The following is a 20,779-nucleotide window of genomic DNA, read 5'->3' as shown; positions in this document are numbered from 1 at the left end:
TTCAAATTGAACGGGCTTTTTTTATTGATTTATATCTGTTTTTAAAGGAAATAATAGAAAACTTGTATTCAATGAATAGTTGTTGATTATTCAAAATATTGTGAATATTGTAGAAAAAAAATAACTTGTTAACAACCAAAATATAAAAATATGAAAAAGCTTACTTTTCTATTACTAGGTCTTACTGCGCCATTTTACTTTGCACAGCAAGCTGGAGATGTTGTTAATTTTGAGCAAAAACTCAATCTTACCCCACAAGGTTTATCAGATTTCATTTCAAATAATCTTGGTGAGCAGAATACGCCAGATTTTGTAAATTATCTGAACAGTTTTCATTTAGGAGTAAAAGGCTACAAAATCACTTATTATACCAAAAATGAGAATAATGTACTTGTAAAAGCTACTGGTTTATTAATGTATCCTGATGTAAATTATAAGCTTTCTACCGTTGTTTCTGAGCACGGAACAACTGATAATAGAAATAATGTACCATCAAATTTAAAAGGTGTAATGACCGCAGGTTTTGTGGTAGAACTTTCTTATGTTTTGAATGGCTATATTTTAATGGCTCCTGATTATGTCGGAATGGGTTCTGGAGACGGAGTTCATCCATATGTACACTATCCTACCGAAGCGAGTGCTACAATTGATTTTATAACCGCAGCTAACAAAGTTTTATCACAATTAAACATAAAACGTTATGATGAATATTTTATAGCAGGATATTCTCAAGGTGCACATGCAGCAATGTCGACATTAAAAAGCTTGAGTATTTCAAATCCCAAGAATTTGAAATTCAAATATGCGTATATGGGAGACGGTCCTTATGATTTTTCAGGTGTAACACTTCAAAAAGGAGTTATAGAAAAGGATATTTATCCGTTTACTTCTTTTCTCGCTAATGTTGTAAATACTTGTAATAATTTAGATTATAAAACATATACCAATAATATTTCAGAGGTAATTTCCCTGGAATATTTAGATAAATATAATTATCATGTGGTTCAAGATAACGGTGGTTTACTTTGGGGACCTCTGGTTTGGAGAAATCTTTTCACAACAAATTTTGTGAATGATGTTGTTAATAATCAGAATAGCAAACTCAGACAATGTTTAAAAGTAAGTGATGTATACGATTGGTATAACAAAACTCCTACAACATTAGGACATTCTACGGTTGACTTGGCTATACATCCTGAAAATACCTCAAAAACACTCAATACACAAAGAGGTTATTATCCTTGGTGGGATTTGAATAAATATAAATTAGATTCCTTCTATTGGGGCCCTTTAGGGCATATCGGGGGAATTGTTCCGTTTGTTTTGGCTTCTAATGCCAAATTTAATACTTTGAGAAGTGGTGGTTTATTTAATGAATGGGCAGTCTTAACTTCAAAACAAGCCAATTCCAAAACTGAAAAAGCAATAAATCCGTTGTATTCTTCACAAATAAATCCAAGCCTTAATGGTTTAGAATTAAAAGAAATTACTGATTTCAATAAAGAGAAAGCGGAAAACAAATCAACAACAAACAATGACTTATCTAAGTTAAATAATGGAGTTTATTTATTAAAAGTTGCCGAAAATAATGAAGAAAAAATAATCCCATACATTAAAAATACTCCAAAAACAATAGCTGAAAATGAAATTGTAAAATCTGAAAACAATAATATTTTAGTACTGAAAATTGATGAAACTGAACTTTCTCACATTAATATTTTTGATGAAAATAAAAATTTAATTAAAACCATTTCTCAAATTGACTATACAAAAGAAGGAGGTGTTGATTTAAATAATATTGAAAATCAAAACCTTACACTTGAAGTTGTTACGCCTTATTATAATCTTCAGTTTAATAAAAGTTTGAATAATCCGACCAATTCAAATAATAGTTTGGAAATTTTCGCTAAAAACAACCAAATTATCGTTAAATCGGAAGATGAAATCAAGAATGTTGCAATATACAGTGTTTCGGGAAGTTTAGTTGAAAATCAAGACTTAAAACGACCTGAATTTGAATCTAAATCATTACAATCAGGAATATACGTAGTTCAGGTAACGAAAAGCAATGGTAAAATTGTAAGCAAAAAAGTAAAACTATAAGTTACCTTCTCAATACAATTCTTAAACTTTTAGGTTAGGCACTTCATTTTTGAAGTGCTTTTTTAGTTGGAAAAAGACTTAATGTTTTCAATAAAATTGATATCAGGATTTAAAACCTCAAGGATAAGACTCTTGATAGATTCCATCGCATTGTTAATGTCTCCTTTTTCAAACTGTAAAGAAACCACTCCTTTTCTTGCTTCTGCAAAGCTCCAAATTCCTGTTTCTACAGGCAATCCCCAAAATTCGGGCATACTTTGGATTACATACTGATAAATACACAATTGCAGAGCTTGTTTTCTGTCATTGTTATGGAAGTATTCGTCGGCATTATCTGCATCTATTTTTACTGTCAAATTTTTGATTTTTGCAGTTTTATAGTCAATAATTCTTAGCGTTCCGTTGAGTTTATCTACCCTGTCAATAAACCCGAAAAATGAAATCTTGTCTTTTGTATTTTCATCAAGATAAAAATCAATGTTTTCAAATCTTTTTTCGATGGCAACAATTTCTAATTTATTTCCTTTTTTGACCAATTCCAAATCATGATTCAAAATGCTTTCAATCACTTTTTTAGCAATGGCTTTATGAATGAAGTTCATTCCTTTTTCATAGAATTCGGGTTGATGTTTTAGCTTCTCAATACCTATTTCTATATATTTATCAATTGCTTTAATTGATTCTTTTAAATCACTTTCTTTTAATATTTTACCTATTAATACTTCATAAATTTCTTGAAGTGAATAATGAACCAAGTTTCCGTAATTTCTAACTGACAATTCTTCTTCAATTTCGTCGGTTTCTGAAGTGTTTAAAATCTTTGAAAGGTAAAAATCAATCGGATTATAGAGGTAACTTGTAAGGTGGGAAGCCGAAACTTTTTGCTTCCATTTTTCGAGCCTTTCAAGAACGATATCTGTTTTCTGAATTTCTACAGGTTGGGTAATAATCGGTTCTGAAGAATTTTCAATAATAAGATGTTCTATTTGATGAGAACTTTCCATTTCGATTTGGGTAATGAACCTACTCTTTTCACCTGTATTTACGCCTGAACTTAATGCATTGAAAAGCAAGTGTACATTTTTGGCATCCTGAATCAATCGATAAAAGTGATACGCGTAAATACTATCATTTTCCAAAAATGTATGAAGGTCAAAATAGCGTCTAATATCAAACGGAATAAAAGTATTCTGAGAATTTCCGAGCGGTAATTTTCCTTCGTTTACAGAAAGCATTATCACATTTTCGAAATTCAGAAGTCGGGTCTCCAAAAGTCCCATGATTTGAAGTCCTCGCAAAGGCTCACCTTGAAAATCAATACTTTCGGAATTGATATGTTGATTAATTAAAATTTCCAGCGTTTCCATCTTAATTTCAAATTGATAAGGTGAAAGTTGGTTTTTGATTATTCTAAAAGCATTTTCGAAGTGAGAAATATTTTCATACTGAATATCATCAATATCCAACCATTTGATTTGCTGACAGAAAGCTATCAATAAATCTAAATATTCACTCGTGGAATTTGCCTTTTGGAGCAACTGATAATAGGAAAGTTCACCTAGAAGTTCCGAAAACAACTTTTTGGAGATGTAAACTATATTCCTCTCCTCTATTTTAGATTTAAAACTATTGATAATCTGTTCATCATCAATAGATTTCGGAAGTTCTTCAAGTATTGGAAAGATGTCTCTATAATAATATGATGACTTATTTTTTTCTAATTGTTTCTGAAGATAGAATAATTGTTTTACAGCATTTGAAAAGGATAAATTCTTCAATGGAAACCCCATTGTAATGTTAATATTTTCAACAGAATGCATCACATCCAAACTTGCGGGAAGCAAGTTTTCATCCAATAGAACGACAGCTGTATTAGAATAGGTTTTATTTTCTATTTCGTTAAAAATTTCCGGTAAAATTTTCGTTTGAGTAATATTCCCTGAAACTTCGTAAACTTTTATATTTTTAGGCTGATTGAAGTCGTTTTCTATCCAATTGAAAGCTCTGCTATCATTAAATTCTTTCCATGTTTTATGATTTCGGAGAAATCTTCCGGTTTCTTGTCTTTCGTCATCAAAATAATATCGGTCAACCTGAAAAAAACACTGAGCTTTATCCCACTGCAAAAGACTTCTTACCAATTTTTCTTCAACTGGAGTAAATGCATTAAAGCCACAAAAAACGAATTGTTCTGAAGTGGTTTTAGCAAAATCATTGATTTTAGATTTTGCCGTTTCATGAATCATTCCTGAGGTTGCCCAGTTTTTCTCCTGTAATCTTTGTTTTAAAACAGGAAGAAAAACATTCATGTTTTTCCAGAAATTAAGGAATTTTTTTCTTGGAATGTTTTCATCATCACCTAAATTTTGCGCCCAATCTTTTATTCTTTCTTCATCAAACATGTATTGCAAAACAGCTTGGTCGCTTTCAGAGAATTTTAAAATATCATCCCAATCCTTCTGTAAAGTGGGAAACCACTTCAAAAAATCGGAAAAATCATCATTCGGAATAAGATTCAGACTTTTATAAACATCAAATGCAAAAAGCCAAAGAGAAATCCCCTGAATTGGCTGTTTATCTGCAATCCTGTCAATTAATTCCTCAATGGTAAAAAAACTTGGAAGAAAGCCTGAATAGTTATTTTCTTCTAAAATTTGTTTGATAAAAACAATAGGTCTCTTTCCTGGTAAAATGATATTAAACTCAGATAAATCTGTGTTTTGAGCAAGAAGTTCCGAGATAATTTTATTTAAAAATTTCAAGCGTTATTTAAGTTGTTTGAATTGTATAGTTTATTCAACTACAATTGTTTTGGTAATCCAATTGTTATCACCATTCCAAAACTTAAAGGTATAAGTTCCTATCTGTTGCGGACTAAAATTAATCTGACTTGCAACAACATGATTATTTTGAGCGCAATTTCCGTCCGTAAGATATTTGTATGATGTTACCGTTCTTGTAAGATTATCTCCATAAATGTAATCATAACCATAAAAACCCTGACATTGAGACGAATAATTGGAATATGTTTTGATGCTTTGAACGGTGAAAACATCCATCGTATCATTAATAATTTTTACACTGTCAATTTTCACTTTAGCAATCGACTGAATTGTTTCATAGCCTTCATCATCATTACAGGAAGTTAAAAATAACCCTAAAACTATAGCAGAAAATCCAATATTGATATACTTTTTCATAGCTTCATGAATTTATGATTATTAACGTAAATTTAAGCAAAAATTATTCCTTAATTATGTTAAATTAAGAATTAAAATTACCTTTTGATAAATAAACAACCTTTTTAGTGTCAAAAAACTCTTCTTCAAAGTAGTTTTTAAGGTTGAATATTTCGCATTTAAGTCCCGCCAATTCTTCTGCTAAGTCTCCTCCTTTTAAATATAAAATCCCGTTATGCTTTGGGTTGAATTGCTCTTTTTCAAATTTTCCTTTCAGCCATCTTAAAAATTCTGGCATCTGAGTAACAGCTCTGCTTACAACAAAATGAAATTTTTCTTTTAACTTCTCTGCTCTTCCATGAATTGCAGTTACATTTGTAAGCCCTACTCCTTCTGCTACAGCATTTACAACGTTTATTTTTTTTCCGATAGAATCAATTAAAGTAAATTCTACCTCAGGGAACAGAATAGCCAAAGGGATCCCAGGAAAACCACCTCCTGTACCAATATCTAAAACCTTGGTTCCAGGAGCAAATTCCATCACCTTTGCAATTCCTAATGAATGAAGAATATGTTTTTCATATAAAGACTCCATATCTTTTCTGGAAATAACATTGATTTTTTCGTTCCATTCATTGTATAAACCTTCCAACTGATTAAACTGATTAATCTGTGTTTCTGTAAGATTCGGAAAATATTTTAATAGTATTGTTGTAGACATGAGAAATATTATAAAAGGCAAAAATAAGTTTTATTTCATATTGTATTCAAATTAAGTTTTTATTATCTACTTTTGTTTAAATGCAAAAAATTTTATGGATAAACTTTCAGATAGAGTAAAAAGATTAGGATACTCACAAACTTTTGTAATGTCTAATAAAGCCAGAGAGATGAAAGCCAGCGGAATAGATGTTATAAGCTTAACTCTTGGAGAACCGGATTTTGATGTTCCGGATAATATAAAACAAGCCGCATTTGATGCAATTAACCAAAATTTTAGTCACTACTCTCCTGTTCCTGGATTTTTAGAACTTAGAGAAGCCATTGCATATAAACTTAAAAGAGATAACAATTTAGACTATAAACCTACACAGATTTGTGTTTCAAATGGAGCCAAACAGGCTATTCTAAATGTTTTGGCGGCAATTATCAATGACGGTGATGAGGTTATCCTTCCTAATCCTTATTGGGTAAGCTATGATGAAATGGTAAAAATGATGGGTGGAAATTCTGTAATGCTTCCGACCTCTTATGTTACGGATTTTAAGATAACTGCTGAACAATTGGAAGAAGCTATTAATGAAAAGACAAAAGCTATCTTGTTCAGTTCTCCGTGTAATCCTTCAGGTGGATATTATACCTATGATGAATTGAAATCTCTGGCTAAAGTTATTGCTAAATATCCTCATGTTACGGTTATTTCCGATGAAATTTATGAGTTTATTAATTATGAAACAAAAACGACTTCTATAGCTCAGTTTCCTGAGGTTTACGAACAGACTGCTGTTATCAATGGGATGTCTAAAGCGTTTGCAATGACGGGTTGGAGAATTGGTTATTCTGCCTGTCCGGAATGGTTGGCAAAAGCATGTGAAAAAATTCAGGGACAAATGACAAGCGGTGCGAATACAATGGCTCAAAGAGCTTCTATCACGGCTTTAAAAACAGATCCTTCTGAATATAAATACATGATTGATGCATTCAAAAAAAGAAGAGATTTGGTATATGAGTTGATAAAAGAAATCCCAGGCTTCAAAGTTGTATTGCCTAAAGCTGCATTTTATTTCTTCCCAGATATCTCTTATTATATCGGAAAAACTTTAAACGGAACTGAAATAAATAATTCTGATGACTTTGCAATGTTTATCTTAGAAAATGCTCAAGTTGGTTGTGTAGGAGGTGTATCTTTCGGCAGTCCGGAATGTATCAGATTCTCTTACGCTGCTTCTGAGGAAGATTTGAGAGAAGCAATGAGAAGGATTAAAGAATTACTGGAGAAGTTTAATTAATTTGTTTTCAAAATTTTAATATGCCTAAACCTATTAAATCTTTAGTTTTTATTTAGTCTAATTTTCTATATAAAATTCATCAATATTATTGAATCGCCAACTTGATGATATACATGATATTAAAGGTATTCTAGGTAATTTTCAACCTAAAACTGTTATAGATTTTATTTATCAAAACTTTAATTATTGATAGATAAAATTCTTATCTTTGCACTAGAAAATTTTAATCAAAATATAAAACGAAAAAATTATGTCTTTAGTAGGAAAAAAATTCCCAAATGTAACTGTAGATGCAATGTCTGAAATGGGTGATGATCTTAGAATCAACATCTTTGAAGAAGCAACAGCAAACCAACAAAAAGTTCTTTTATTCTGGTATCCAAAAGATTTCACTTTCGTTTGCCCAACTGAGCTTCACGCTTTTCAAGAGGCTTTAGGTGAATTCGAAAAAAGAAATACTAAAGTAATCGGTGCTTCTTGTGATACAAATGAGGTGCACTTTGCTTGGTTAAACGTTTCAAAAGACAACGGAGGTATTGAAGGGATTACTTATCCACTTTTAGCTGATACTCACAGACAATTAGCAAACATTCTAGGAATTGTAGATCAAGATTTCGAATACAATGAAGAAGGGGAAGAAATTTTCACGGGTTCTAACGTAACTTACAGAGCTACTTACCTAATCGACGAAACAGGGAAAGTTTTCCATGAGTCTGTAAACGATATGCCTCTTGGAAGAAACGTAAAAGAATATTTAAGATTAATCGACGCTTATACTCACGTTCAGAAGCACGGTGAAGTTTGCCCTGCAAACTGGGAAGAAGGAAAAGATGCTATGAAAGCTGATAGAACTTCTACTGCTGAATATTTAGCTAAAAACTAATTATAGTCACATAATTTAACAATGTAGTCACGTGACTACATTGTTAAATTTTCAATATTTAAAATAAAATCATGTATACAGAATTAACAGAAGATACGCTACAAAATATTGTAAGCGATAATGAAAAAGTTGTAGTACAATATGGTGCTTCATGGTGTGGAAACTGCAGAATCATGAAACCAAAATTCAAGAAACTAGCTTCTGAAAATGATAGCATTCCTTTCCTTTATGTAGATGCTGAAAAACTACCTGAAAGCAGAAAATTAGCTAAAGTTGACAACTTACCTACTTTTGCAATTTTCAAAAATGGGGAATTGGTAAATCAGGTTCAGACAAACCAAGCTGAAAGTTTAATTAATTTATTCAACGAATTATAATGAAACTACCCGTAATAAGACAGTTTTATCAAAACCAAACTCCTGAAAACCTTGAAAAGACGTTAGACGTTTTAGAAAGTTTTTGCGAATTCAGAGGAACAAGTGAAGAGGATCTTAATGTTGCAGGAGAACTAATCACAAACATTTGCGGAGCTTTGGAAGTTCATGCTAATGTACAAAACGGAATGAGCGAAAAAGATGCTTTAAATTCTTTTGCTCAAAAGGTTTTAGGATCAATTGATAAATAAAAAACAAATATTTAAGAAGTAAAATTCTTACAATAAAAAATCCCGATGAAACACATCAGGATTTTTTGGGTTTATAAAAATGAATCATAACTTATAATTCATAACTCACTCTAAGTCTAGCTTCTTCTGCTCATTAATATTCTTAGAATATACCAGAATAACAACATAATGGAAGCAAAAAGCTGTAAAGAAGCACCAACATATTGGTTGGTTGTATAAGTGTTTTTAAGTTTACTTGTTTCGTATAAAATACTTGCAGAAGCCAAAATTACCATTCCTACAGAGAACCAAAGTCCAAGGTCGAATCCGAAAATAGCACCAGCAACAATTAATCCTATTGCGATAAAACCTCCAATCACGATAATATTTCTTAAAAAAGAAAAATCTCTTTTAGAAGTAAAAGCAACCACCGAAATCCCGGCAAACATTGCAATAGTCAGCATTGCAGCCTGATAAATTACTACTCCACCTGCATTGGCAACAGCTATATAAATTAGAGGCAAAAATATCACAGCTTCCAGCAAAATATAAAATCCTAATCCCATATATTGAGTAGATTTACTTTGTGATAATGACCATTTATTTGCTAAGATAGAAGCCAACCAAAAAACACCAATTATTAAAAGCCATGTATATTTTTGACCAAACATCAAACCTATAATTTCTGCCGGTACAGTTTTTAATAAAATAGTTTCAACCCCAATAAATGCAAGGATTGATAAAGCAACGTGTAAATACGTTTTTTTGTAAAAATCAGCTCTTTCTGTTTCGGAAGAAAGCGCTACTAATGAATCGTCTGTTATCATAATTATTTTTTATTTATTCAAAGTGTTTTTTACTGGTTTTATTCCTAAAATTTTACCGTTTTCTTCAAAAACAGCCGTAATAATATGTTGAGGATTAATGGATTTATCATCGGCGTATTTGTACTGAATCATTGGGTACATATTTCCGTCTTTCACCATTTTGTAACCTGATTTATAAATCTCAAGTTTTTTACTGAAATCAATGTCTGTAGAAAGCCTTTTATAGACATTATCGGAAACAACCATCTTTGCCTTTTCAGACAGTAAAGCATCACTTGCCTTTCGGTCTGAAATTTTCAAAGTATTAATAAACTGCAGAAACTTTTCATTGTAAGAAGCAATTTTTTCTTTTGTAAGATCAGTCAGCTGCTCTTTTTTCTCACCGCTTTCTATTTTTAAGCTTTTTACCGTTTGAGAAAAAGCAAATTGTGCAATGAAAATGGTAGAAACCAGAATTATTTTTTTCATATAATTTGAGTGATTTGGTGAAAATAGACGATGAAGATACAAAGAATTAAATTAACTCTAAGAACTTCATTGTATCTACATTATCTGCATAAGTATTAAGGCTAGGATTTTGAGCTTCACCAAAATAAACTGCTCCAAAACCTAAATCCTCTTTTGAAACTATACACTGAATATTTTCTTCATTTTCTTTAATAAAGTTTTTAACTTTATCCAAAGAAGAATATCTACTGAAATTGATTACCGAAAGCGGACTAAAAAGTTTATCGTCTTCTTTCAGCATTACAAAATTATTATCCCAAAATTTTTCCTGATTTAAAAGATAGACGGCTCTGTTATAGTCATAATTATTTGCATATTTATTATGATTAATAACATCCTGATATCCTAAAAAACTTTCAAATAACCTGTCAATTACAAAATCCTGAGGAATGAAAAGTCGTGTTACATTTCTGCAACCTAATCCAAAATATTGGAAAATATCTTTAGCTAAAAGTTGAAGCTCTTCATCTGTTTCATCACCTTTCAATACCGCAACTGAAGTTCTGTTTTTTCTGATGATATTCAAATGGTTTTTAAAGTAATATTCTAAATATCTTGCTGTATTATTGCTTCCTGTTGCAATTACAGCATCAAAGTTTTCTAATTTCTCAACAAATTCAAATTCAACCTGATTATTTGAAAATTCGTTCCATTTTCTTAGTAAAAATGGTATCATATATCTGTCTTTAGAAGATAGTTTAATAACTGGAATATGATTACTCAAAACAACAGAAATTACATCATGAAACCCAACCAAAGGAATGTTTCCTGCTAAAATCAATCCTACTCTCTTTGATATTTTTGAAATGGAATATTCTTGAATCCAGCTCTTTATATTTTCTTCCGTTAATAAGTCAGCCCATTGCTGTAAAGCGTGTTTTTGGTTTTCAATAGTAAACCAAGGGTTCTCTATTTCAGACTTTTTCAATAAAAGTTCAAAGTCTGAATCATTTTCATTATAAGCCTCCTGATTTTTTGATAAAAACGCTTTTATATAATCGCTTAATTTGGTAAGTCCTAAAACTTGATTTTCAATATTCATAATTACTTTAAAATTGGGGAATATTTTGTAATTTTGTGCAAATTTAAAAAAAATTAGCGATGGCTATTAAAATAACTGATGAATGCATAAACTGCGGGGCTTGCGAACCAGAATGTCCAAACAACGCAATTTATGAAGGAGCCGTAGATTGGAAAGCTTCAGAAGGTACTACTCTTTCAGGTACTGTAACTCTACCATCGGGACTTACGATTGATGCAAATGCACCTCAAGAACCGGTAAGTGATGATGTTTATTTTATTGTAACAGATAAATGTACAGAATGTAAAGGATTCCACGAAGAACCACAGTGTGCCGCAGTTTGCCCTGTTGACTGTTGTGTTCCGGATGAAGACCATGTAGAATCGGAAGAAGCATTGCTTAATAAAAAAGCATTCTTACACGGAGAATAAAAACTGCCGTCTCATTCATTGTGAGGCGGTTTTTTATATCATCATTTTTTTTAAAAATCAAAAACAAACTAAAAATAAAACTGTAGGATTAATTTTTTTACAGATACCAAAAAAATAAGAATATGAGTAAAAAGCACAACTTTAGCGCAGGACCATGTATTTTACCACAAGAAGTATTTGAAAAATCTGCTCAGGCAATTTTAGATTTTAACGGAATCGGATTATCTCTTCTTGAGATTTCTCACAGAAGCAAGGATTTCGTAGCAGTGATGGACGAAGCTCGTGCAATTGTAAAAAGATTAATGAATCTTGGTGATGATTATGAAGTTCTGTATTTAGGAGGAGGCGCAAGTTTACAATTTGCGATGGTTCCTTATAATCTAATGAAAGTTGGTGGTAAAGCAGCTTATTTAGATACAGGAACTTGGGCTGCAGGTGCTATTAAAGAAGCTAAAAAAGTTGGAACAGTAGATGTTTTGGGGTCTTCAAAAGAAGAAAACTACTCTTTTATTCCAAAAGACTATACTGTAGGTTCAGAATACGATTATTTCCATTGTACATCTAACAATACGATATATGGAACTCAAATGAAATCTTTCCCTGAGGTTGATACTTTGATGGTTTGTGATATGAGTTCTGATATTTTCTCAAGACAGCTGGATTTCTCTAAATTCGATTTAATCTATGCTGGAGCTCAAAAAAATATGGGACCTGCAGGAGTAACTTTAGTTGTGGTTAAGAAAGAAATTTTAGGCAAAACAGGAAGAGAAAATATGTTCTCTATGTTGGATTATTCTCAGCATATAGCAAAAGAATCTATGTATAATACTCCACCTGTATTTCCGATTTATGCATCTTTATTGACTTTACAGCATTTAGAAAACAACGGAGGAATTGCTGCTGCTGAAGCAAGAAATGAAGCAAAAGCTAAACTTTTATATGATGAGATTGATAACAATCCGTTATTTGAAACGTTTTGTGTAAAAGAAGATCGTTCATTGATGAATGTTTCTTTCAAAATCACAGACGAAAGCAAAAAAGAAGAATTTGATAACGCATGGAAAGCTGCCGGAATTAGCGGATTAAATGGACACAGAAGTTTAGGCGGTTACAGAGCTAGTCTTTATAACGCTTTACCAATTGAAAGCGTACAGGTTTTGGTAAATGTAATGAAAAGTATAAAATAATTTAAAGTATTGATTTTCATAGATTAAAATCTAAATTAATATTATTTCAAAATTTCTTAATTTGCGCCACCATTAAAATTTTAAGATCATCAAATCTTCAAATTATTAAATTATTAAAAAAACCATGAAAGTTTTAGCTAACGACGGAATTTCGAAAGCAGGAGAACTGGCATTGAAAAATGCAGGAATTGAGGTTTTGGACAACAGAGTTGCACAAGATCATGTCATCAATTTCATCAACGAAAATAATGTAGATGTCCTTTTAGTAAGAAGTGCAACAAAAGTAAGACAAGATTTGATAGATGCCTGTCCTACTTTAAAGATTATAGGAAGAGGAGGAATCGGGATGGATAATATTGATGTTGAATATGCTAAAAGCAAAGGAATTAGTGTAATCAACACTCCTACTGCTTCTTCAAAATCAGTTGCAGAATTGGTTTTTGGACATTTCTTTTCTTTGGCAAGATTCCTTCATGAATCCAACAGATTGATGCCTTTGGAGGGCGAAAGTCATTTCAATGCTATGAAAAAATCATTTAGCAATGCTTATGAACTTTCAGGAAAAACGTTAGGAGTAATCGGTTTTGGAAGTATTGGTCAGGAAGTTGTAAAAATGGGAATCTCTTTAGGTATGAAGGTTAAAGTTTTAACAAGAAAACCTAAAACGGAAGTTCTTACTTTAAACTTCTTCGATGGGCAGTCTGTTAACTTTGAAATCACTTCTGATAATAATATGGATGCCTTTTTAAAAGAAGTAGATTTTATTAGTATTAATACCCCAAAAACAAATGAATATATTATAGACACACCTCAGTTTGAAAAAATGAAAGACGGAGTCTATATTGTAAATACAGCAAGAGGTGGGATAATTAATGAGGTTGCTCTGATTGATTTTATTGAAGAAGGAAAAGTTGCAGGAGCGGCTTTGGATGTTTTTGAAAACGAACCCAATCCGGAACTTCCTTTATTAATGAACCCAGCTCTATCACTTTCACCTCATGTTGGAGGAAACACTGTTGATGCTCAGGAGAAAATCGGAGTTGAACTTGCAGAACAAATTATTAAGCTACAAAAAGAAACTATAAAATAAAATATGCCTGTTTTTAGACCTTTCCGCGGAGTAAGACCTCATAAAGATTTTGAGAGCACTTTCCCTACTCACCCTTTGGATAATTTTACACAGGAAGAGATTGCTGAAAAAGCTCAAGTTGAAAATACTTATATCAATATGATCAAACCTTATGTTGTAAGTAAATCTAAAGATGTTGATAGGAACTTGAGAAAAATCCGTGCTACGTTTGAAGAATTGTTGAATGAAAATACTTTGGTTCAGGATAATTCTGCGTATTATCTTTATGAGCAAATCTACCCTAATAAACAGGTTTTCAGAGGACTTCTTGGTTTAGCAAGTATTGAAGATTTCTGGAACGGTAAAATCAAGAGACACGAAAGTACAATTCCTCATAAAAAGGAAAAATTGGCACATTATCTTGATAAGGTAAATTTACAGGCAGAACCTGTGCTACTTACCTACCCTGCCAATTCTAAAGTTGAATTGCTGATGAATCATGAGGAAAAAAATGTTCCGATTTTCAATCATGTAGATTCTAAGGGAATCAGACATAAAATCTGGAGAATTGATAACCGTTTAAAACTTCAGCAGTTTAAAGAAGTTATTGATCAAATTGATTCATTTTATATTGCAGACGGACACCACAGAATCGGTTCTACGGCACTCAATGCAAAACGTCACAAAGAGAAAAATAAAAGACATAACGGAACTGAGGCTTATAATTTTGTTTATAGCTTTATTGTTTCCAATCAGTCTATTAAAATTCATGATTACAACAGAATTTTAAGTGATCTTAACGGATTGTCTCCTCAAGAATTTTTAAAAGAATTAGAACAATATTTTTTAATTCACGAAAAAGGCGAAACTGCTTATTATCCTTCTCAGAAATTCCACATTTCGATGTATATGGATGGGAAATTTTATTCTCTGCATGTAAAACATGACCTTCGTTCTCAGGAAATGTCTTTGGATAATCTTGATCATCACCTTTTAGATAAGTATATTTTTAAGAATGTTTTAAAAATTGAAAATTCTGACAGTTCAGATAAAATTTCTTATGTAAAAGGTTCTTCTAACCTTGATGGAATAAACCTTTTGAAAGAAAAAATAGATAACGGAGAAGGTATTGTAGGTTTTGGAATTTATCCTGTAAGCTTTAATGATATGATTAAAATTTCAGATTTAAAACTGAGTATGCCTCCAAAATGTACATTTATTGAGCCAAAATTGGTTACAGCATTGCTAATGTATGATATGAAACAATAAAATATTCCTAATTTTTCCCTAATTTTAACAACGGAAAAGGAAAATTCATCTTATTTTATTGTACAATACCATTTATGAAAATAAAAACAACGTCTTCTTATGAAGACGTTGTTTTTATAAAGATAGAAAATCAATTTTGTCTAGCTTCTTTTCAATGTATTTATTTCTTCTCTTAAAGTTTGGTTTTCTTCTTCAAGTTTATCTATATATTTTCTTTGAGTTTCTAAAAGTTGTTCTATATGTTCAGGAATAGAATAAATATTATTTATCCCTTTGTAATTACCTGTTGAGTGATCCTGAAAAATAAAAATATGACTGTCATCATTCTCAAAAATATCTTCCATAGGGACTTCTAATGTTTTGGATAATTTTTCCCATTCACGTTGTGATATTTTTGAGCTTCCGTTTTCCTTACGACTATAGTTTGATTGTGTCATTCCAAGCATATTTGCAATCTGCTCTTGAGATAATCCTTTTTTTATACGAGTTTCCTGCAGTTTTGTTTTTGTGGCCATCATTTATAGAATTTAATATGAACAAATGTAATTATTTTATGAAGAATATGTGCATAATATTTTCATAGAATTTTCATAAAAGCACGTATAATAATTCAAAATCATTAGATATATTTGATTTATCAATTGATAAACAATAGTTATTTTGTATAGTGCACAGTACAATAATAATTATAAAACACTGATCAGTAAACCGATGCCAGGGATTATATGTCAAAAATTAATAATAATTTTTAAAAAAAACAAACATTATGAAAAAATTAGCTGGTATGAAGAGAGATTTCTCTTCTTTAGAAAACAAAAAACTAACAGATTTAGAAGCTATTAAAGGTGGTAATTATGCAGTTCAATCCAATGTAGATGTTGGAGAAGGTTGCACAGAATTTGATGTGTATGACAAGCCGGGAGGTACATATATTAGAAGAGACACTTATTGCTAACCAATAAAGTTTAAAAGGCTGTTTTTATATGTATAAAAACAGCCTTACTTTTTCTAACCTATATTAAAATATACAATATATGAAGGCAAAAGTTATCCGACTAAATATTTATAAGCTTATTGCAGCATTTTTATTTAGCTGTCACTCCATTTCCTCATGTACTAGTGAAAAAAATTATATTACATACTATAACAAGACAAACAAAATTGATAGCATTTACCGAATAGCAAATCAACCAGAAAAAGCTATAAAGCTATACAAAAGGTTATTTAAAAAATATGAACCTAAAAATCAGGAACGTATTGAAGAATATGCTACATATATCATTTTGTCTGACCAATATCATGAAAATTTTGGGGGTAAAAAAAGTCTTTATAAACTGCTTCCATTGATTGCTCCTTATGGAAATAGTTATAAAGATTTATTCAATCTTTATCAAAAATACGGGATAGATAGTATTGAAGTAAATCAAAGAGTTGCAGATTGGAAGAAAAGCTTGAATAAACAGCTTATAGATTCTTTTACAATAGCTATGATTCGGGATCAGGAGGGAAGACCTTATAATAAAGTATTAGCGCAAAAAAATGTTGAAAAAAATGCTAATCTTTTACTTTGGACATTTGATAATTATGGTTATCCATCAAATCAAATAATAGGAAGGTTAGGTAATAACGATCTCTTTATTGCAATGCCTACCTTATTAAGTCATATGGTAAGGTCAGAAAATTATCCTATTATTAAAAATAAAGCATTTGAATATTTAAAATTGGGGGATTTATCACCGCAAGATTATGCGCTTATGGCTGACACTTATGATAGTCATAAAAATACCGCCTCAAGATTTCATTATCGAAATGAATCCCAAGATTCTACCCAAATTAACCGAAATAGAAAAAGTATTGGACTTCCTAGTCTGAAACATGCATCAAAAATTAGAAAAGATTTTTTATCCAAGCTAAAAAAACAAAATGATATTAATCCTCTCTAAAAATCAAGAAACTACAACCAATGAAGTTGTTAAGTGGCTTTCTTTGATGAAGAAAAAATTCATTCGTGTACATGAAGATGAAGTTTTTGAAATAAAAGTATTCCAAAAAAGAATATTCTTAGAAAGCTCAAGAAACAGGTTCTTTTTGGATGAAATAACCAGTACTTGGTATCGAAGAGGTGGTTTACGATTCAATCGCTCACATTTTGAAAATGAATCTGTTAATAATCATATGGATGAGCATCAGCATTGGCTGGAAGATTATGTTTTAAAAAAAATAGAATCTAAAAAAACTATTAATAAACAAAGCAATAGCCATGTAAATAAACTTTTAGTACTTGAAGAGGCAAAAAAAATAGGTTTAGATATTCCTGATTTTTTTTTAGCATCTAATACAAATGATGTAGCATTAAATGAAACTATCATAAAACCTATAACCGGAAATATTACGCTTGATTTTATTACTCAGCATTCAGATGGAATTATGTATACTACTATTGTAGAAGAGTTTGAAGAAAGTGATTTTTTTATAACATTCTTTCAGGAAAAAATAGAGAAAGATTTTGAAATCAGGAGTTTTTATTTGAATGGAAAAATTTGGTCAACAGCAATCATTTCACAAAACGATGAGCAAACTAAAACGGATTTCAGAATATACAATCACAATAAACCTAATAGAAATGTGAGGTACGTTCTCCCTAAAGAAATAGAAGCAAAAATATGCTTACTTATGGAAACTCTGGATATAAATTGTGGTTCTTTAGACTTTATAAAAAGCGGAAATAAATATTATTTTCTGGAAGTAAATTCTGTTGGTCACTTTTTAGGAGTTTCTTCTATATGCAATTATTCATTAGAAAAAGAAATAGCACAATATTTATGAGAAAAATTAATATTGGAAATAGATTATTACCTCTTACATTTAAATATATAACAGAATTTAGAACTAGAAATTCTAACAATAAAAATAATGGAGTTAATTACGTTTCATACAAAAAATATCAAACAGATTTTCTTACTCAAGTAAAACCGTATAAATCTCTTACAAGATTGTTATGAAATATTTTAATTTATTTAGTGATATACTGATAACAAAAGGTGCAACTAGAATCATTATTTCAGATCTGCAAAGAAATGTATCCGAATTGTTTCCATTGGAACTTTATGATGTTATAAAAGAATTTAAAGAAAAGTCTATTGAAGATATTATGGAGTCTTATGATTTAGAATCGCAAAATTTTATAAAAGACTATATAAATGTACTTTTAGAAAACGAATTTGGTTTTATTACAGAAGGTAATTGGGATCATAATTTTCTACCATTTTCGTATGAATTTTCCACCCCAAATGAAATTGCAAATGCTTTTTTAGAAATTGAAAATATAGATATTCTTGAAAAAATAATAGTAGTTCTTTCAGATTTAGGCTGTGAGCAAGTTGTTATTCATTATGACAAAGAATTGTCTCTAGAACAGTTTATGCAAATTGAAAACTACTTTAAAAACTCTTCTGTAACAACTTTGGAAATATTTTCATTATACTCTGATAATGTTAACGAAAGTTTATTAGCTGGTGTTAATCAATTTTGTAGTAGAATTTATAGTTTAATATTTTATTGTTGTAAAAAAAAATTATTTAAACCCAAGAATGAATATAAATTCGTTGTGACTTTCACAGAAGAACAAATAAAATTAAATTCTTGCGGAAAAGTAGATTTAAAGTATTTTAATACTAATCTCCCAAAAGTTCTAGAAGCTATCAATCACAACTCCTGTCTTCACAAAAAAATATCGATCGACAAAGATGGAAATATAAAAAACTGCCCTTCTATGTCAGAAAGTTTTGGGAATATAAGAGATACAACATTAGAAGAAGCGTTACAACACAAAGATTTCAAAAAATACTGGAATCTTACCAAAGATAATATAGAAGTCTGTAAAGATTGTGAATTTCGCTACATTTGTACTGACTGCCGTGCTTATACAGAGCGAACCCATATTAGTAATGTAGGTTTTGACACATCAAAACCTTTAAAATGTGGTTATAATCCTTATACTGGAGAGTGGGAAGAATGGAGTAAAAATCCATTAAAACAAAAGGCAATAAACTTTTATGATATGAAAGAACTCGTAAAGAACAGATAAAATATTCCTAATTTTTCCCTAATTTTAACAACGGAAAAGAAAAAGGTAAATAAGAAATGAAAAAAATCTTCATTATAATTCCACTCTTTTTGGGTGGATTTTTATTTTCTCAAAAAACTCCTCAGAAAAAAACGACAAAAAAAACAGCTGTTGCCAAATTCAATTATCATGATGAGTTCAAAAAAATCTCAGACGAAATCATGACCAACGGGAAGGCCTATGAAAATCTTGGTGAACTCACAAAAGGTATCGGTCCGAGATTCAGTGCAACTCCAGGATACACAAAAGCTGTAGAATGGGCGGAGAAAAAGCTGAAAGATATAGGAATTGAAATGATTTGGAGGCAGGAAGCAAAAGCCCCGATTTGGATACGAGGAAAAGAATCTTTACAGATAAAAGCAGGAAACGGAGATTGGAAAAACATAAAAATGCTTTCTTTTGGAAACTCTGAAGGGACAGGTGGAAAAGATCTTGTTGGCGAAATTGTTATCATTAATAGCACATCTGAATTAAATGCTCTTTCCGTAGGAAAATTGAAGGATAAAATTGTTTTTGTAAACCTTCCTATGGATCCGAAAATCATCAATACAAGTGATTCTTATTTGATAACAGCCAAATCTAAACTGATTTCTGCTTCTGTTATTGCGAAAACAGGTGCAAAAGCATTAATTATAAGATCATTAACGACAGCTCAGGATGATACTCCTCATGCTAAAATGATATATTATGAACCAGATGACAAAGTAAGAATTCCTGCGTTATCAATTGGTGTAAGATCAGCAGATGAACTTGAAAAATTACTAAAACAGCAAAAAGTAACTGCAAAAATAAATATGTCCGCTGAATCAAAAGGCGAAACTACAAACCCTAATATTATTGCTGAAATTCCGGGTAAAAAAGATTCTAAAGTTATTGTTTTGGGAGCGCAGTTAGATTCTTGGGATTTTGCGGAAGGAGCTCATGACGATGGTTCAGGAGTGGTACAATGTATTGAAGTTTTGCGAACTCTGAAAGCTCTCGGAATTGAAAACAACCATACCATTCGGGTTGTTTTATATGCAAACAGTGAAAATGGCGGACAAGGAAGGGAAATGTATGCATCTTATGTAAAAAAGAGAGATGAAAAACACATTTTTGCTTTAGGAACCGATGCAGGAGGATATTCACCGAGAGGTTTTTCGTTGGATATGTCTCCGCAAAGAAGAAAACTGATTTTCGGATGGAAAGATTATTTTCTGCCTTACGGTGTTTATGATTTTGAGCAAACAGAAGCTATTCAAGATATTTCTCCATTAAAAAAACTGGATATTCCTTTAGCTGAATTGGTTGTCGATACACAACGTTATTTTGATTACCATCATTCTGTAGAAGATACTTTTGATAAAGTAAATAAGAGAGAGCTTTTATTGGGTGCTGTTGCAATGACTCAAATGATTTTTATGATTGATAAGAATTGGTAGTTTTTAATTATATTTTTAAATTAATTTCGCTAATATATATGTTAGCAGAAATGTTACCAAACTCTCGCATACAAATTAACACTTGTAAACAAACTTTACGAAATTTTTATAATCATTGAAGCGAATTTTTATGATTATTTACT

21 protein-coding genes are annotated in these 20,779 nt (G+C 30.8%); 14 read left to right on the top strand and 7 right to left on the bottom strand.

Annotated features, from left to right (window positions below; genetic code table 11):
* Positions 1-150: 150 nt before the first annotated feature.
* Positions 151-2,103, top strand: coding sequence for a T9SS type A sorting domain-containing protein (locus OH806_RS13090; RefSeq protein ID WP_264744121.1), 1,953 nt, complete (start codon positions 151-153; stop codon positions 2,101-2,103).
* A gap of 62 nt (positions 2,104-2,165) precedes the next feature.
* Here the strand turns inward: OH806_RS13090 and OH806_RS13085 are convergent, their stop codons facing one another.
* From OH806_RS13085 to rsmG, 3 genes are all read right to left on the bottom strand, one after another.
* Positions 2,166-4,865: a PD-(D/E)XK nuclease family protein gene (locus tag OH806_RS13085; protein WP_264744120.1), complete on the bottom strand. Its 2,700-nt coding sequence runs from the start codon at positions 4,863-4,865 to the stop codon at positions 2,166-2,168.
* Between the two features lie 30 nt (positions 4,866-4,895).
* Complete coding sequence (locus OH806_RS13080; RefSeq protein WP_264744119.1) at positions 4,896-5,303, bottom strand: hypothetical protein; 408 nt, start codon at positions 5,301-5,303, stop codon at positions 4,896-4,898.
* Between the two features lie 64 nt (positions 5,304-5,367).
* On the bottom strand, positions 5,368-6,003 hold the full coding sequence (gene rsmG / locus OH806_RS13075) for a 16S rRNA (guanine(527)-N(7))-methyltransferase RsmG (protein ID WP_264744118.1): 636 nt from the start codon (positions 6,001-6,003) through the stop codon (positions 5,368-5,370).
* Between the two features lie 94 nt (positions 6,004-6,097).
* On the opposite strand from rsmG, the gene OH806_RS13070 reads away from it, so the two are divergent.
* The 4 genes from OH806_RS13070 (at position 6,098) to OH806_RS13055 (ending at position 8,799) form a co-directional block, all read left to right on the top strand.
* A complete protein-coding gene (locus tag OH806_RS13070) occupies positions 6,098-7,291 on the top strand; it encodes a pyridoxal phosphate-dependent aminotransferase (RefSeq protein ID WP_264744117.1) in 1,194 nt (397 codons plus the stop codon).
* A 250-nt stretch (positions 7,292-7,541) separates the two neighbouring features.
* Positions 7,542-8,174 carry a peroxiredoxin gene (locus tag OH806_RS13065; protein ID WP_264744116.1) on the top strand — a complete coding sequence of 211 codons (633 nt, stop codon included), beginning with the start codon at positions 7,542-7,544 and terminating at the stop codon, positions 8,172-8,174.
* Positions 8,175-8,245: 71 nt separating this feature from the next.
* Entirely contained in the window at positions 8,246-8,551 is a 306-nt protein-coding gene (locus tag OH806_RS13060; protein ID WP_264744115.1) for a thioredoxin family protein, read from the top strand.
* Positions 8,551-8,799: a DUF6952 family protein gene (locus OH806_RS13055; RefSeq protein ID WP_264744114.1), complete on the top strand. Its 249-nt coding sequence runs from the start codon at positions 8,551-8,553 to the stop codon at positions 8,797-8,799. The genes OH806_RS13060 and OH806_RS13055 overlap by 1 nt, the downstream gene beginning before the upstream one ends.
* Positions 8,800-8,915: 116 nt before the next feature.
* Here OH806_RS13055 and OH806_RS13050 read toward each other — a convergent pair whose 3' ends face one another.
* The 3 genes from OH806_RS13050 to OH806_RS13040 are packed head-to-tail and all read right to left on the bottom strand — an operon-like array spanning position 8,916 to position 11,154.
* Positions 8,916-9,605 (bottom strand): Bax inhibitor-1/YccA family protein, encoded by a 690-nt coding sequence (locus tag OH806_RS13050; RefSeq protein ID WP_264744113.1) that lies wholly within the window; start codon positions 9,603-9,605, stop codon positions 8,916-8,918.
* Between the two features lie 9 nt (positions 9,606-9,614).
* Positions 9,615-10,073 (bottom strand): peptidylprolyl isomerase, encoded by a 459-nt coding sequence (locus tag OH806_RS13045; protein WP_264744112.1) that lies wholly within the window; start codon positions 10,071-10,073, stop codon positions 9,615-9,617.
* A 46-nt stretch (positions 10,074-10,119) separates the two neighbouring features.
* Complete coding sequence (locus OH806_RS13040) at positions 10,120-11,154, bottom strand: acyl-CoA reductase (RefSeq protein WP_264744111.1); 1,035 nt, start codon at positions 11,152-11,154, stop codon at positions 10,120-10,122.
* Positions 11,155-11,213: 59 nt separating this feature from the next.
* On the opposite strand from OH806_RS13040, the gene OH806_RS13035 reads away from it, so the two are divergent.
* From OH806_RS13035 to OH806_RS13020, 4 genes are all read left to right on the top strand, one after another.
* Entirely contained in the window at positions 11,214-11,564 is a 351-nt protein-coding gene (locus OH806_RS13035; RefSeq protein WP_264744110.1) for a 4Fe-4S binding protein, read from the top strand.
* 122 nt (positions 11,565-11,686) lie between these two features.
* Complete coding sequence (serC, locus tag OH806_RS13030; RefSeq protein ID WP_264744109.1) at positions 11,687-12,751, top strand: 3-phosphoserine/phosphohydroxythreonine transaminase; 1,065 nt, start codon at positions 11,687-11,689, stop codon at positions 12,749-12,751.
* A gap of 124 nt (positions 12,752-12,875) precedes the next feature.
* A complete protein-coding gene (locus OH806_RS13025) occupies positions 12,876-13,841 on the top strand; it encodes a D-2-hydroxyacid dehydrogenase (protein WP_264744108.1) in 966 nt (321 codons plus the stop codon).
* A 3-nt stretch (positions 13,842-13,844) separates the two neighbouring features.
* Positions 13,845-15,089, top strand: coding sequence for a DUF1015 domain-containing protein (locus tag OH806_RS13020; protein ID WP_264744107.1), 1,245 nt, complete (start codon positions 13,845-13,847; stop codon positions 15,087-15,089).
* Positions 15,090-15,229: 140 nt separating this feature from the next.
* On the opposite strand, the gene OH806_RS13015 is transcribed toward OH806_RS13020, so the two are convergent.
* Entirely contained in the window at positions 15,230-15,607 is a 378-nt protein-coding gene (locus OH806_RS13015) for a helix-turn-helix transcriptional regulator (protein ID WP_264744106.1), read from the bottom strand.
* Between the two features lie 248 nt (positions 15,608-15,855).
* Here OH806_RS13015 and OH806_RS13010 point away from each other — a divergent pair, with 248 nt between their 5' ends.
* The 5 genes from OH806_RS13010 (at position 15,856) to OH806_RS12990 (ending at position 20,636) form a co-directional block, all read left to right on the top strand.
* Positions 15,856-16,044, top strand: coding sequence for a TIGR04139 family peptide modification target (locus OH806_RS13010; RefSeq protein WP_264744105.1), 189 nt, complete (start codon positions 15,856-15,858; stop codon positions 16,042-16,044).
* A 79-nt stretch (positions 16,045-16,123) separates the two neighbouring features.
* Positions 16,124-17,032 carry a hypothetical protein gene (locus OH806_RS13005; protein WP_264744104.1) on the top strand — a complete coding sequence of 303 codons (909 nt, stop codon included), beginning with the start codon at positions 16,124-16,126 and terminating at the stop codon, positions 17,030-17,032.
* On the top strand, positions 17,013-17,915 hold the full coding sequence (gene gwsG, locus OH806_RS13000; protein WP_264744103.1) for a grasp-with-spasm system ATP-grasp peptide maturase: 903 nt from the start codon (positions 17,013-17,015) through the stop codon (positions 17,913-17,915). Before OH806_RS13005 ends, gwsG begins: the two co-directional genes overlap by 20 nt.
* A gap of 172 nt (positions 17,916-18,087) precedes the next feature.
* Entirely contained in the window at positions 18,088-19,176 is a 1,089-nt protein-coding gene (gwsS, locus tag OH806_RS12995) for a grasp-with-spasm system SPASM domain peptide maturase (protein WP_264744102.1), read from the top strand.
* Between the two features lie 56 nt (positions 19,177-19,232).
* A complete protein-coding gene (locus tag OH806_RS12990) occupies positions 19,233-20,636 on the top strand; it encodes a M28 family peptidase (protein ID WP_264744101.1) in 1,404 nt (467 codons plus the stop codon).
* The last annotated feature ends 143 nt before the right edge of the window (positions 20,637-20,779 follow it).

It is taken from the genome of Chryseobacterium oryctis, assembly GCF_025971925.1.
Lineage (GTDB): Bacteria > Bacteroidota > Bacteroidia > Flavobacteriales > Weeksellaceae > Chryseobacterium > Chryseobacterium oryctis.
This window is presented reverse-complemented; position numbering and strand designations above follow the sequence as displayed.